General features: G+C 66.8%; 9 protein-coding genes. 4 read left to right on the top strand and 5 right to left on the bottom strand.

All coding sequences use genetic code 11. The features are described 5' to 3' along the window. Position 1: 1 nt before the first annotated feature. The 4 genes from FRANEAN1_RS35125 to FRANEAN1_RS35110 all read left to right on the top strand — a co-directional run bounded on the left by FRANEAN1_RS35125 (position 2) and on the right by FRANEAN1_RS35110 (position 10553). Positions 2-2047, top strand: coding sequence for a glycoside hydrolase family 32 protein (locus tag FRANEAN1_RS35125; RefSeq protein WP_020464431.1), 2046 nt, complete (start codon positions 2-4; stop codon positions 2045-2047). 240 nt (positions 2048-2287) lie between these two features. After that, the gene (locus tag FRANEAN1_RS35120; protein WP_020464430.1) at positions 2288-4912 is read left to right on the top strand and encodes an FUSC family protein; all 2625 of its coding nucleotides are present in this window, start codon (positions 2288-2290) and stop codon (positions 4910-4912) included. Between the two features lie 130 nt (positions 4913-5042). After that, positions 5043-6116, top strand: a complete 1074-nt coding sequence (locus FRANEAN1_RS35115) for a substrate-binding domain-containing protein (RefSeq protein ID WP_041256904.1) — start codon at positions 5043-5045, stop codon at positions 6114-6116. Positions 6117-6719: 603 nt separating this feature from the next. Next, on the top strand, positions 6720-10553 hold the full coding sequence (locus FRANEAN1_RS35110) for a diguanylate cyclase (RefSeq protein WP_347176892.1): 3834 nt from the start codon (positions 6720-6722) through the stop codon (positions 10551-10553). 172 nt (positions 10554-10725) lie between these two features. Here the strand turns inward: FRANEAN1_RS35110 and FRANEAN1_RS42765 are convergent, their stop codons facing one another. The 5 genes from FRANEAN1_RS42765 to FRANEAN1_RS35090 form a co-directional block, all read right to left on the bottom strand. Beyond that, positions 10726-10950, bottom strand: coding sequence for a transposase (locus FRANEAN1_RS42765; protein WP_347177280.1), 225 nt, complete (start codon positions 10948-10950; stop codon positions 10726-10728). Positions 10951-11556: 606 nt separating this feature from the next. Continuing rightward, a complete protein-coding gene (locus FRANEAN1_RS42760; RefSeq protein ID WP_198145415.1) occupies positions 11557-11829 on the bottom strand; it encodes a transposase in 273 nt (90 codons plus the stop codon). Further along, entirely contained in the window at positions 11763-12206 is a 444-nt protein-coding gene (locus FRANEAN1_RS42755; RefSeq protein ID WP_198145718.1) for a hypothetical protein, read from the bottom strand. Before FRANEAN1_RS42755 ends, FRANEAN1_RS42760 begins: the two co-directional genes overlap by 67 nt. Positions 12207-12428: 222 nt before the next feature. Further along, positions 12429-13652 carry an ABC transporter substrate-binding protein gene (locus tag FRANEAN1_RS35095; RefSeq protein ID WP_157473791.1) on the bottom strand — a complete coding sequence of 408 codons (1224 nt, stop codon included), beginning with the start codon at positions 13650-13652 and terminating at the stop codon, positions 12429-12431. A 513-nt stretch (positions 13653-14165) separates the two neighbouring features. Then, positions 14166-15227 carry a LacI family DNA-binding transcriptional regulator gene (locus tag FRANEAN1_RS35090; protein ID WP_020464424.1) on the bottom strand — a complete coding sequence of 354 codons (1062 nt, stop codon included), beginning with the start codon at positions 15225-15227 and terminating at the stop codon, positions 14166-14168. Between the last annotated feature and the right edge of the window lie 99 nt (positions 15228-15326).

Below are 15326 nucleotides of genomic sequence, written 5' to 3'. Positions count from 1 at the left end.
GATGAATTTACGCATCAGACGAAGCGCGGGAAACAAGCATTCCGTGGTCAGGCGCCCCGTTACTCTGACGGCGGTTCTGACGGCGGCCACGGCGGCAGCCAGCATATTATTAGGCCTGCCGGCGCCCACTCCGGCGTCGGCAGTCGGTCCGAGTTACCGGGACACCTACCACTTCACCGTGCCCGACCACTGGAAGAACGACCCGCAACGTCCGGTGTACGTGAACGGCAAGTTCTATTACTACTACCTCTACAACGCCGATTACGACGCCAACCCGACGGCCAACTACGGCACCGAGTGGCGGCTCGCGACCAGCTACGACGGCGTCGTGTTCGCCGATCAGGGGGTTGCGGCACCGAAGAAGACGAACGCCAACTATGATCTGTGGTCGGGCTCAACGGTGGTCGACACCGCCAATACAGCCGGGTTCGGCGCAGGCGCCGTCGTGATGCTCGTGACCCAGATGGACCATCCGACCGAGGCGCAGAAGCTCAACGCATCCGGTCCGCAGGCCCAGTTCCTCTGGTATTCAACGAACGGCGGCCGCAACTTCACACCGTACGGCGAGGCGCCGGTCATCGCGAACGGCGGTCGGGCTGACTTCCGGGATCCGAAGGTCCTGTGGGATGCTGACCGCAACCGCTGGGTCGCGCTCATCGCCGAAGGCCAGAAGATCGGTTTCTACACCTCGGCCAACCTCAAGGACTGGACCCGGGTCTCCGAGTACACCAACAGCGGCCTCGGTATTCTGGAGTGCCCCGACCTGTTCAAGATGCGTGCCGATGACGGCACCACCCACTGGGTAATGGGCATGAGCGCAAACGGTTACCTCACCGGCGCACCCAGCACGTACGCCTACTGGACAGGAAGTTTCGACGGCACGACATTCACACCCGACACGGCGGAGCCGCAGTGGGCCGACCACGGATTCGACTGGTACGGTGCGGTCACCTGGGAGGACCCGACGGCACCACTCGACAAGCGCTACGCGATCGGATGGATGAACAACTGGTCGTACCCGCACTCGACGCCGACGTGGCCGAACGACGGCTTCAATGGAACCGACTCGATCACCCGCCAACTGGCACTGAAGAAATACGGATCGACATACAGCCTAACATCCCAGCCAGTTGCTGCACTGAACAATATTGCGACACAGACAACGAACCTCGGTACGTTCTCGGTGAACGGCACCGTGCCGCTCGCCTACAGTGGTACCTCGTACCAGCTCGAGACGACGGTGACCTGGAGCACTGCACAGAACATCGGTCTTGGGCTGCGCAGGTCGAACGACGGTACCCGCCACGCCGACGTGGGCGTGCACGACACGTACAGTTATCTTAACCGAGGTGGTACCACAAATCCGGACACTTCTGGACAGAAGCTTGAAAGTCGCGCTCCGTTCGACATGAGCGCCCAAACCGTGCACCTGCGTATCCTCGTCGACCGCACCACGATCGAAGTGTTTGTCGACGACGGGCGCTTCGTGCACTCGAGCCAGGTCTTCCCCGACCCCGCCGATGCCGGCATCGCCCTGTACTCGCTCGGTGGGACAGCGACCTTCTCCAACGTCACGATCACCGAATTCGGTAGCGTCGTCCAGAGGCCAGCACGACTGATCGCGGACTTCGAGGGCTCGACCTGGGGCAACGGATGGACCGCGACGGGCTCCTTCGCCTCCGCCGCGCCGACCGTGGCATCGCTGCCCGGACAGGTTGGCGCCAAGGTCGCCGACACCTACGTCGGCGGCGGTGACCCGGCGACCGGCACGATCACCTCCCCGCCGTTCACCATCGATCGCAACCATCTCCACTTCTCCATAGCGGGCGGCAACCATCCCCTTGGCGCGGAACCGGCCACGTCCGTCCAACTGCTCGTCGGCGGACAACCTGTCCTCACGTCAACCGGGGATAATTCGAGTACCCTGCGACATGTCGAATGGGATGTTACTGCCTATGCCGGACAGGCCGCACAATTCCAGATCCTTGACGACGCGACTGGAACTTGGGGACACCTCGTGGTCGACCAGGTCGTACTGAGCGACTGAGCGGCTGAGTCAGCTCGGTGGACCCGGGCCGATGCGTTGTGGTTGCCGGAAACCGGGTTCGGGTCATGCGGCCTGCCGGTATTCGTGGATGAGCCCGCCGAGCCGATCATGTCTGGTGATCGGCTCGGCGGGTTCGGGTGGTGGGTCGGCGCCGATGCTGAGGGTGTCTGTTTCTGGAGTGACCGGTGGGGTCGGTGCTGGTTGTAGTACGGCGACGATCCAGGGCAGGTAGGGCTGCTGATGCGGAACGGATGGCTGGGACGGCTCGTTCGGGCGTTCTCCGACGATCCCGGGCTGATCAACCTCAAGGCGGCCGTCCGGGTCGCCGCCGTCGCCCCCATGTTGCTGGCGGTCACCTATCTGGTCGGTGGGGACATGCGGCTGAGTCTGTTCGCCTGGTTCGGCTCCTACGTCCTGTTGGAGTTCGTCGAGTTCACCGGGCCGGTCAGTACCAGGCTGGTGGCCTATGTCGCGTTCGCGTTCGGCGCCGTCCCGCTTCTCGTCGTCGGGACGCTGTGTTCCCGGACGGCCTGGCTGGCGGTACCGGCAACTGCATTGGTTGCCTGGGTCGTGCTGTTCTCCGGGGTCCTCAACGCGTATTTCGCCATCGCCGGACGGGCCACGCTGATGGCCTTTGTCCTGGCAGTCATGACTCCCGGCCCTGTGTCGGCCATTCCGGAACGGCTTGCCGGCTGGGGGGTCGCCATGGTGACGGCCGTCACCGCGGCCATGATGCTGTGGCCGGAGCGGCCACCGACTCGGCTGCGTGCCGCGCTGGCCCAGGCGTGCCGGTCGATGGCCGCCGGGGTGGCGTGGACGACGATGCCTTCTGAGGGGTCCGGCGGGACCGGGGCGGAGGAAGTCCACCGGATCTGGACCGATGTGTTCCATCTGCGCCGCAGGTTCGTCGAGACCGCGCACCGGCCCGGCGGTGTCGGCGGGCGCACCGCGGCGTCGGGGCATCTGGTCGTGGATGTCAACTGGTTGGTCCCGTTCGCTTTACCGCGCGCGGACCGGGACGGGATCGCTGCGGTCTGCTTCCGCCGGGAGGCGGCCGAGCTCCACGCCGCCGCCGCTGCCACGCTCACCGCCGCGGCCGATCGACTCGACCGCGATCCACAGACGAGCGAGCGGCTCGGTCTGGACCGCCTGGAGCGGGCTGAGCGGGGGATGCGCACAGCCCTGCTGGACTACGTGGAGTGCTCAGACAACCGGCCGGCGCCTGACGTTACTGTGCCGATCGCCCGATCGGCCAATTCTGGTGTCGCGGGGTCGGAGCAGCCACCGGCGGACCTCGCCATCGCCGAGGCGTTCCGGCTGCGCAGGCTGGCCCGGGGTACTCGGGAGCTGGCGGTGAACGTGCTGTGGGTGACCGCGCCGGCGCCGACGCTGCGTTCCTGGATACGGCCGCGTGGCTGGTCGGCCAGGCTGAGGCGGCTCGCCCGCCGCGGCGTCGCCGCCACCGATCTGGCCGCCGGATACGTCAGCTTGCGGTCGGTGTGGTTCCGCAACAGTGTGCGCGGCGCCGTGGGGCTCGCCCTCGCTGTCGCTGTGGCCCAGAACATCGAGGTGCAGCATGGCCTCTGGGTCGTGCTCGGCACGCTGTCGGTCCTGCGGTCGAACGTGGCGGCGACCAGCTCGACGATCCTGCGGGGACTGCTGGGCACCGGGGTCGGTATCGTGGTGGGTGGCCTGTTCGTCGCCCTGGTCGGCGCCCATACCGTGGTGTTGTGGCTGGTGCTGCCGCTGGCCATGTTCGTCGCCGGCTATCTGCGGCGCAGACCGTCCTTCGCGCTGGGGCAGGCAGGCTTCACCGTCGCCATCCTCATCCTTTTCGACATCATGGAGCCGTCGGGCTGGCAAGTGGGTCTGGTTCGCATCCAGGACGTGATGATCGGTTTCGGGGTGAGCCTGGCTGTGGGAGCGCTGCTGTGGCCCCGGGGAGCGGCGGCGGTGATCCGGCGCCGGGCCGCCGCCGCTTACCGGACGGGCGCGGACCTCCTCGCGCTGGTCGTCATGCGGGCACCCGGTGACGACGACCCGCCCAGCGCCCGGCCGCGGACCTCGCCATGGCTGTACCCGGCCTACACCGGAACATCGGGCTATCCGGGCAGCACCGCCGCCGCACCGGTGAGCCGGGTCGACACCCCTCGCGCAGAGAACGCTGACACCACAGGCCCGGCCGACGGGGCCGTCCGCCGTCCCCGTCGGGACGAGGACGTCACCGGCGCGGCGCGCGACGCCATCCGCGCCGGGCGGCTGCTCGACGACGTGGTCCGCCAGTACCTGTCGGAACAGTCCAACGACCGGGTCGACGTCGACGCGCTCATGACCATCGTTGGCGGGGCACTGCGGCTGCGCCGGACCGCACAGCTGCTGCGGGCCGGCGACGTGCCCTGGCCAGCGGACATCCTGCGGACCGGGGGCGATGTCAGCGCGACCGCCTCGACCATGGAGATCTCCGCCGCGCTGCCCGATCTGGCCGCCGCTCAGGAGGCTGTCACAGTGGAGACGGCCGAGCTGTGCGACTGGTACCGGCGATTCGCCGAGGCACTCGATGACGGCAGGCCACCACCAGCCGACGCGAACCCTGGTCCAGGCCCGGCCAGCACGGCGGCACTTGCCGTGGTGCGTCACGGCGCCGCGGCGCACCGACGCCCGGAACTGCGTGCCGGCGTGGCGCTGGCAGCACGCGCGACCTACCTCGACATCCTGCGGGATCTGCGACCGATGCTCACCGACGCGGGTACGGCGCTCGCTCACCGGCCGGGCCGACCCTGGGCTAGCCGGCGGAGGACAGCCGAAGGGAGGGGAGCGGCCGCCAGACCCAGGCCCGCCCCGAACGTTCAGCGTGCCGGCGGGTGACAACACTGTCGACTTTCCAGCCCTGAGGCATCCGGTCCGCGACGGTAGCCGGGGTCCGACGTGGGTACGAGCCTGCAGATGGCCGTCGCGGCATGAAGGGCGGTTTGACGACATGTCGGACCAGGAAGGGATGCGGTGGACGGCATCCGGGCGGGTATCTGGATCGCCTCGCCGTCGCGCCATCGCAGCGCTGGTGCTGGTGCTCGCCGCTGCGCTGGTCCTGTTCCGGTGCGGCGGCTCCTCGGTCCAGGTCACGGATGGCCGGCAGGGCTCCGGTGGCAACCCGACTGTTGGGCTGATCACGAAGTCTTACACTAACCCGTTCTTCGTGAAGATGCGCGACGGCGCGCAGCAGGCCGCGCGGGAGCAGAAGGTTGAGCTGTTGACCGCCACCGGCAGGTTCGACGGCGACTATGCCAGTCAAGTCAGCGCCATCGAGAACATGGTAGCGGCCGGGGCGCGGGGCATCCTCATCACACCCAATGACAGCAAGGCGATCGTCCCGGCGATCGAGCAGGCCCGGCACCGTGGTGTTCTCGTCATCGCTCTAGACGTGCCCACCGACCCGGAGAGCGCCGTCGACGCGCTGTTTAGCACCGACAACTTCAAGGCCGGCATACTGATCGGCGAGTACGCCAGGGCCGCTATGGGCGACACGCCGGCCAGGATCGCAACCATGGACGTCTCTTCGCACATCACGGGCGGAGGCCTGCTGCGACACAACGGTTTCCTCGTCGGCTTCGGCGCCTTGGACGTGACTGTCAGTGAGACTCAGCAGGCCACTCCGCCGAGCGTGGTGTGCAGCCGGGATTCCAAGGGTGACCAGGCCAAGGGGCGGACGGCGATGGCGGACTGTCTGCGGACGGACCCGGACATCAACCTCGTGTACGCCGTGAACGAACCGGCCGCGTTCGGCGCGCGGACCGCCCTGGACGCGGCCGGAAAGGCAGACGTCATGATCGTCTCCATCGACGGCGGATGCACCGGCGTCCGGGCGGTCAGGGACGGCAAGATCGCTGCTACCTCACAGCAGTACCCGCTGAAGATGGCCGAGCAGGGAGTGGCCGCCGTGGTCGACTACGTCAAGGACGGAACGAAAGTATCCGGATACGTCGACACCGGCACCACCCTGATCGCCGACGATCGTCAGCCTGGAATCCCTTCGGAAGGCGTCGAGTACGGTCTGGCGAATTGCTGGGGCTGACCGGTCACTGGTGACCTTCCTTGGGTATTCAATCGGCTCGGACAAGATCTGCCATCCGACGGTGGAAATTATCCGTGTGCGGCGGATGTAATCTTAGCGCCTGCACTTACTCTTGGGTCATTCTCCTCAAGAGTCCAGGTATAAGCAGAACTGGGTCAAATCAATCCTAATGCTGGGGCATTTGCGCGTCCACGAAACCCTCAATCCGCTTTATCGGATGATTGATCAAGGTCCGGTTTCGTGATGAAATTTGAGGGATTATCCGTATTCGTTTAGGTTGCTGGAGAGGCTCGGGCGTGTCTATCATTCGGTTGATAACTACGGCGAACCGCCAGGTCGGCGCTTCGGTTAGCCGGAGGGACCTCTGACTGGGAGGATTGTTTGTTTTGTCCGTAATCGCGCAGGACGGTTATTCGACCCGCCCAGCGTCCCGGATGCGTCAGGCGGGCGGCGATGACCATGGCCACTCGGATCTTTCCGGTCCGGCGCGGATCTGAAGATCGCAGGCCAAAGGATCGTAGATTTGGCGATCCTCCTATATCGGGCGCGCTCGGCGCATCCGACCTGCGTGATCTCACCCGGCGCGGCCGGCTTCGGCGAGCCATGCCGCTGCTGGTCGGCCTGGCAGCCTTTCTTCTTCTCGTCGCGGTCATCTTCGCCATCAGCAGTGAAAGCCTGGCGACCTCCGAGCGGGAGCGGCTGAGTAACCGGGCACATCTGACCGAACAGATGGCGGCCTACACGTCGCGTGCCGTCGACCCTCAGCTTCAGCAGTCCCGCGTCGACGCGGCCGGATTCTCCCTGACGGATCAAGCGCGCAACGCGCACTTGTTGACATCGTTTCGGATCAATCCTGCAAGTGACCCTAACTTCGTCGTCGCTCTGTTGGACCGCGACGGGCATCCGCTGGTGTCCCGACCGGTGAGTGCCACGATTCCAGTGAGCGCCCTCGGTGACGCCTGGCCGACTGCGCTTGCCGGGCAGGCCGCGAGGTCGCCGGTGTTCGTCATCGATGGTCTTGTCGGCCGGGCGACAGTGGTGCCGGTCGGCGAAGGACGTCCGTGGGCCGCCCTTGTTACCGTCGCTACGGACGATCTGGCTCAACGCTTCGACGAGCAGCTCGGTTCGCTCGAGCTCGGTCCCGGGGGCCTCACCACTGTTGACTCGGCCGGGGTCGCGGCATCCTCCTGGGATCCGGCGCTGGTCGGCCGGCGCGTCATCGACCCGGAAATGCTGCGCGGGATTCCGCCGCTGCCGGCGCGGGTGTGGACGTCCGGGCATGGCTCCGACGAGGTGACGAACATCGCCGCCCAGCAGGCGAGCAGCGGATACATCAACCTGTTTCAGCAGCGAACCGACGCGTTCTACTCCGACCTGCGTGCACAGCAGTGGTCCCGGAACCTGACCGTGATCGCCGTGGGAGCGGTGGCGATGCTGGGGCTGGTCGTCTTCGGCCTGCGCCGGGAGGTGAGCGCCCGCCGTGCTGGTAAGCGGCTCGACGAGCTGTTGCGCAACACCCGGGACCTGATCGCCGTCGTCCGTCTGGACGGTGTGGTGAGCTTCCTGAGCCCGTCGATCGAAAGGCTGCTCGGCAGCCGTGCCTCGGACTGGCTCGGTCGACCGCTGGCACAGCTCGTCCATCCGGCCGACCGGGAGCGCCTCGACCGATTGCTGACCGATGGCGGCGCGGTCCTCGACGTCCGACTGTGTGGCGCCGACGGCGCCATCCACTGGTTCGACCTGGAGGCCGCCGACCTTCCTCCGCGGGCCGGCCTGGCCGGTGTGCTGGTCACCTGCCATGAGATCGGGGAACGCAAGAAGCTGCAGGACCGGCTTGGTCATCAGGCACGCCACGACTTGCTGACCGGTCTGGCCAACCGGTCCGGGTTCGGTGATCGGCTTGCCAGCGCGCTCGCCGTGAGCAGCGAGTCGAGCTGCGCCGTCCTTTATCTGGACCTTGACGGGTTCAAGCCCATCAACGACTCGCTCGGACACGCGGCCGGAGACCGGGTGCTGGCGATCATCGGCGCGCGGTTGGCGGCGCTGTTGCGTGAAGGCGACCTTGCCAGCCGGCTCGGCGGTGACGAGTTCGCGATGCTGCTTCGCGACAGCGACCTCGCGACTGCGAGTCTGGTGGCGGATCGGGTGATCAGAGCCGTCGCCGAAAAGATCATTCTTGAGGGCGAGTGCGTGCAGGTAGGCGCGAGCGTGGGCATCGCGATGGGCAGACCAGGCCGCAGCCGTGCTGACGAACTGATCCACGCCGCGGACACGGCGATGTACGCCGCCAAGCGCGATGGCGGGAGTCGGGCCGCCATCGCGCTGCCCACCCCGTCCACAGCCGCCGACGCGGACGATATTCTTGGCCCGCGCGACCTTGGCAGGCCCTCGGCCACCATTGCCGCCGTCGACGTAACAAACGTCGCGGACGATCACCCGGGTGCGCCGCAGCTGGCAAACCCAGCAAGCGCGACCTCGGCAAGCCCGGCGAAACTGGTGGAACCGGCGGGATCGGCGGACCTGGAGCCGGGAAGACCGCTCGGTTCGGCGGTACGAAAACCACCGTCCGCGCGCCCATGGTGGTGGTCCCGTCGCTCCGAGGCCGTCCGCTCCACACACCGTGGCGAGGCCGCAGCCCCTCAACGGCGCGCCCCCCAGATATGTTTCGGCCGTATCGTGCCGCTGTTGGTCGCCGCGCTGACCTTGCTCGGTATCGCGTCGTTTGGTCTGTGGCAGGAGTCCCAGGCGCTACGGGCAGCGGAAGCAAGCGCGATGCGCGAACGCCTCGCGCAGACCGCACGCATGGCCGACTACATGTCGGCCATGCAGGACCCGCAGCCATTGGTCTCGGCCGCGTCCGCCGAGTCATGGTCGCCGACGGATCTGACACACAACCAGACCATCCTGCAACGGTTCGCCCAGTCGCCCGAGGGCGGACCGGACACCCTGGCCTCGCTGGTCGGCCTCGACGGACGAACGATCGCGGCCGAGCCGGCCGCTGCCCCGCCGATGCCGATCGCTACGGACAGCCCGCAGTGGCAGGCGGTGCTGGCCGGGCGGGCGACCACCTCCCAGGTGGTCATGGTGGATGGAGTCGCGCGGCTGTACACCCTGGCGCCGGTACTCGAGGACGGGCGCCCGGTCGCCGTCCTCACCCTCGGCCGCTCGGCGCGAGACGCCCTGCCCAGCTTCTTCCTCGCCGCGCTCGGCGGTATGGGGCTGCGCGACGGCGGCGGCGCCGTCGTCGACCGCTCCGGCCGGGCATCCTTCTCCTGGAACCCCGGCCTGGCCGGCCGGCCGCTGGTGAACCCGGCCGACCTGGCGGACCTGCGGATGGGGAAGGCCGAGCGGGTAACCCTCGTCGATGACTCGAACGAGATTATGCTCGCCGCGCCGATCTGGTCCCTTGACGGTGCGTACTTCGTCTTCCAGCAACCCGCCACGGCCCTGTTCGCCGGGCTTCGGGAGGGCCAGGGCCTGCTTGCGGTAAGCCTGTTCGGCACCATCGGCATCGCTATCCTCGGCATCGCCGTCTCGAATGCCCGCCGGGAGAACGCGCTGCGCCGCGAGGAATCCCAGCTGCACGCGCTGCTACACAATGCCCACGACATCGTCATCGTTGCCGATCGTGACTGTCGGATAACTTTTGCCAGCTCCGACGCGACGGGTCTACTCGGCCAGCCCACGGCGGGCTGGATCGGAAAAATCTTCCCTGACCTCAGCCATCCCGAGGACGCCAGCCGCCTCCGGCAGTTCCTCGGTGCCCGCGACCGCGAAGGGCAGGGCGCGATCCGCGAGATCCGGCTACGCGCCTGCGATGGCTATCGGTGGTTCGATATCCACGCCTCGGAGCCGCACCACACACCGGTCCTGTCCGGCATCGTCCTGACTTGTCATGAGATCGGGGGACGCCGACAGATGCAGGCCGAACTCGCCTATCGGGCCAGCCACGACCCTCTCACAGGCCTGCCCAATCGGGCCGCGTTCGACCGCCATCTGGCGGCTGTGGCCGAACACGAGCAGGCCGGAACGAGCTTCGCCGTGCTTTTCATCGACCTGGACAACTTCAAGCCCGTCAACGACAGGTTCGGCCACGCTGTCGGCGACGACGTCCTGCGCGTCATTGGCGCCCGCATCGGGGCCGCATCCCGGAAGACGGACATGGTCAGCCGCCTCGGCGGAGATGAGTTCGCGGTCCTCGTCGACGAGGCCGACGACGATCTCGTCTGCGCCATCTCCGCGCGCATCCTCGAAACCAGCAGGCAGCCCATCGCGCTGGCCGGGACCACCATCGCCCTCGGCGCCACTATCGGGATCGCGCTGTGCCGCGCCGGCATCGACGACCCCGAAACCGCCCTGCGCAATGCCGATAATGCTATGTATCGGGCCAAACGGGCGGGTCGTGACCGCTACGCCCTCTTCACCGACCGGCCCTGAACGTCCTGGTTCCCATGTGACCGCTACCGGCACAGCAGTCCAGCGCCGCCGATACTCGCCGCAGGCGACGACGACCGCCGAGCCACCCACGACAACCCACTGATGCATCACATGATCATCCTCGGACAGGGGGCCTGCGGCTCCCCAGTCGCCCGCGCAACAGTGTGGACGATCACGTGACGGCCTGGTCCCCGAGTTGTCTGATCAGGACGCGCTTGCGCAGGAGATCGAAGTTCGCACGTCCGTATATTTGCCTCTTCAACATCTTGATCCTGTTCACTATGCCCTCGACGGGTCCGGAGCCGTGCGGCAGCGTGAGTCCAGCGACGACGGCGTCGTGGTCGTTGCGCAGGTGGCGGGCGAAGGAAGCGAGCGCGGGCAGGGTGTCGCCGTCCACGCCGTCCACGCCGTCCACGCCGTCGATCCAGGCGTCGAGGCGCTGTCCTCGAGCTTGGTGAGCATGCGGGCAAAGTCCGCCACATGCGTGGCAAGGGCATCGAGTTCGGGGCTGCGGGCGAAGATGCTTTTCAGCGTGATCTGGTCGTCGGTGGCAAGCCGGTCTGGCCGGGTCATGATCCAGCGGACGGTCTCCCGCACGGTCGGCGGGACCGGGCTGGATGGCAGGGCGGGACAACCGTCACGGAAGCGGCGCAGGTAGCGGCGGACCGGCTGGACAGATCCGTGGTAGCACATACCTGCGATCTCCTCGGTGAGGCGGGCGGCGTCGGTGACGCCCTCGTTCCAGCGGCGGTGGAGATGTTCCTTGTACGGGTCGATCTTGCTGGGTCGCTCCGCTGACTTCGCGATCAACTCGTCGATGCTGGCCGCGTCGGCATAGCGCCGCACGGTCTGGATATCCAGCCGGAGGGTGCGGCTGACCGACGAGCGGCTGTGCCCTTGGGCGAGTAGCTCCTACACCTCCGCGTAACGGCGCCGGGTACGAACGATGATCGGTTTCTCGTGGGGACGGACCACGGCGACGGTTCACACGAGCCGGCACGGGTCACGGTGGCCTGCTCCTCGGCGGCGGGTGTCGGTTCGGCGAGTGCGTTTCGGTAGGCAACCACGGTCTTCTCGACCGCCTCACCGAGGTCTGCCAGAGGTGGAAACGGTCGGCGACCTGGACGGCGTCGGGTGCGCCAGCGCGGGCGCCTTCGGCGTAGGTGCCGCAGCGGTCCCGGCAGATCACCTCCACGCCTGGGTGAGCGGTCAGCCAGGCGGCGAACGGATCGGCGTCGCGGCTGTCGAGTAGGTCCACCGGCCGATGGGTGGCCATGTCCACCAGGACCGTGCCATACACGTACCGGCGGCGCCGACCTCGGGGTCTGCCAGCCGCCGCACTCTGGTCAACAGGGTGTCGCGACCCACTGTGATCCCAAGCTGGGTGGCCAGTCGGGCACCGGCGCGGCCGGCCAGCGCCAGCCCGATCGCCTCGCACATCCGCCGGGCCAGCAGGGTGTACCGGGAATGCGGGCTGGTCAGCCCTTCGACCTGCTCGGTGAAGGTCACTGCCGGACAGTCTTTCGCCGGGCAGGGGAACCGGCGCACCAGCAGATCGATCAGAACCTGCGCGCCCGTGATTGCGGCGTCCACCAACCGGCGCCGGTACCGCGGCCGTGAACCCGCGTCGAGACCGCTCCACAACGCGGGCAACAGCCCTCGGCCGCCCGAGCACGAGCAACCAGCCACAGACGATCGCCATCCCGGCCGACACGATCCACGACCACGTCCGCCAGGTGCGGGAGCAGGACCCCAAGGTCAGAGAGGCACCGCACACACGATCGCAGAACGCCCTGCATGATTCTTCGGGGGACCAGGCCGTCACGTGATCGTCCCCAGAGCCGAATAACGCGATCGTTCACAACAGAGCCTCTCTCAGTCGTTTGTGGCCAGCCGCCTGCCACACAACGGTGTTGGGGTTACCTGCGTGAAATGGGTCCCGTCGGGCGCGACCTGCACGAAGTGAAGGCAGCGGATGATCTCGCCAACGCTCGTGCTGATGTTCAACGACGCGGGCAGTAGTCCTTCGGCGTCGTAGGCCTGAACGGACCGCAGGCTGCTGATGAACTCTGCGCGGGTCGGGCAGCCCCCCGCCATGGCCAGCCCGCGCAGGAACATGTCGGCGGCGATCCAGCCCTCCGCCGCGTAGGTTTGATTCGGCGGCTGCAACTGGGCCGAGTAGGCGGCCATGGCGTTGAAGAACCCGCGGTAGACGGGGGTGCTCACCTCAAACGGTGTGATCGGAAGATAGGAGTACGTGCCCGCGATGGCGCTTCCCCATTCGTGGAGCGCTCGGGGGTCGTAGCCGTCCGGCGGAACCAGAGCGACCCTGATTGCCGCACCGGCTGCCCGGGCCGCTGCCACGATCCGATAGGAGTTCTCAGCGTCTGTGGCAAATATCAGGGTGTCGGCTGCTGTGGCTCTGATCTGCTCGCCGATGACGGCGGGAACGAGCGTCATCGGGCTGATCTCGTTATTGCCGACAACGGCTACACCAGCCGCCTGCAGACTGTCGGACATTTTCATCGCAAGGATGTCTGAAGCCGCGGAGAAGATGGGCTTGAATATCAATGCGCGACGGCCGCCCTGGGCTGCAACAAAATCACCCCAGGTGCTGATGGAAGAATTATTTGCCATCATGTTCGTAAAGCTGAACATGTTGTCATTGGAGGCCCAGGTGGGATCCAGCGCGATACCCACGACTGGGATCCCGGAGCTGTGTAGAAGTGCTGATGAACCGAACGCCTCCGCGCTGGCCTCGATCATTCCGAATACGTCGTCCGTGGCGAGGAGCTGTCGTGCCGAAGCAAGGTTGACAGCCGATGCCGACTCGTCGTCTCGCCACACGTAGGTAACCTTGCGTCCGTGGACCCCTCCGGCCGCGTTCGCCACGCCCAGGCGGGCGTCGACGCCCGCCCTGAACGGCTGGGCCATCGATGCTCCCGCGCCACTCTCGGACATCAAGAACCCAAGGCGGACCTCGCCTGCGGTGATTCCGGGCGTATTGCACGCCTGGCTGGCTGTTGATACGGACGGTTGCTCGCCGACTGGACTACAACCAGCGAGAATTAGCGCGCCGCAAAGTACGGCGGAGACCATAAAGAATGGCCGCCTTCTTTTTAAGGTTTTCATCATACCTCGTCACGGAAAATCTTACACGGCTGGGCGAACCGCAGCTCTTTCCCGCCGTCCCCGCTCCATCGTGCTGAACGGCGCGGGTTCGGCGCCTGGAAAGTGCCTCGAGCCGGGCGGGATCGGAAGGAAACCGGGAATCTTAGCCGGTGCAACGCGTTTGAATGCGAAGGTTCCTTCCGGCCGAGTCTGACGCATACGGCTGTGGTGGTGTCCTGTGCCGGCAGCCGGGCAGAACCGGGGTGGCGAGCCGAAGTTCCCTCCGTCAGTCGCTGCCGGTCTCGGAGTTTACCGGATCGATCTCACTTCTCATTGAAGATGACGACGCTGGCAGCCCCATTGAGGGGCGGGCCCGTCCGTATGGACAGCCCCCGGAGCAAGCAAAGAGCGGGCAGCGCCGGAAGCCGGCGTACTCACGCCACGACCATCCATAGGCGAATCAGGGACGGGTCAACGGTGTATCAGGTGATCCCTCCTGAGTCATACTGGCGGGCTGGAAGGGCTGCCGACCTCCTTGTCCTGGCCCGTCGCCATTCGTTGTTCGGGAGTGCAGCCACAGGAGTCGCGGTGCATGAACTGGGGGGCAAGTCGTACCGTACGCGGAGGCACCGTGGGGTCGGCGAGCCGTCGCATCAGCAACTCCACCGCGACGTTGCCCAACTCAACGCGTGGCTGGGCCATGGTGGTCAGCCGGGGCGAGAAGAGGTCGGCCCATTCGAAGTCGTCGAAGCAGGTAAGCGCGATGTCGTCGGGCACCCGCCGGCCTGTCTCCCGTAGTGCGTGCATGGTCCCGATCGTCATGAGGTTGTTGGCGACGACCAGCGCGGTCGGCGGATTCGGCAGCGCTAGCAAGGTGTGGGCGGCTGCCCTGGCACCCTCGATCTGGGAGCCGCCGCCGGCAACTAGTTTCTCGTCATAAGGCAGTCCGTGTCGGTCTAGCCCCCGCCGGTAGCCGGCCAGTCGCTCGCGGGTGGTGGTGAGACCGCTCAGGCCGGCGACCATGCCAATTCGGTGGTGTCCCAGGTCTGCGAGGTGCTCGACGAGCTGAGCGGTCGGCTCCTCGTTGTCTGGTCCGACCTGATCGAAGTCGGCTGACGCCAGCCGGTCGATGAGTACCGTCGGCACGGAGCTCGCGGCGAGGTGCTCCAAGGCCAGCTGATTGTCACCGCCGGCCGGTACGATGATCAACCCGTCGATCCGACGTTGAAGGAGCGCCCGGAGGGCCCGGAGCTCATGCTCGGGGTCCTCGCGCGAGTCGGCGAGTATCAGGGTGTAGCTGGTGGCCGACACGTTCGTCTCGATCGCGTGGATCACGTCGGTGAAGTAGGGGTTGGTGATCACCGGGATCGATAGGCCGATCAGGCCACTGCTGGCCGTGACGAGCGCCCGCGCGATCGTGTTCTGTGTGTAACCGGTCTGTTCGATGGCTGCGAGCACGGCCGCGCGGGTCTCGGCCCGCACCGCCCGCGTGTCGTTGAGGACGTGCGAGACCGTGGACACGGAGACGCCCGCGATCTTCGCCACGTCCGCCATCTTGACCATGCGATCTCCCTACCGGACGTCCCGACGAGAAGTTGGGCAAACGTTCGCGCAAGCGCTTGCGCTCCTACTGTGACCCGAGCTACATTCCGGCGCAACCCC

Origin of the sequence: Parafrankia sp. EAN1pec (assembly GCF_000018005.1) — a bacterium.
Taxonomy (GTDB): domain Bacteria; phylum Actinomycetota; class Actinomycetes; order Frankiales; family Frankiaceae; genus Parafrankia; species Parafrankia soli.
The sequence above is the reverse complement of the archived record's forward strand: the minus strand, read 5'-3'. Positions and strand labels throughout refer to the sequence as shown.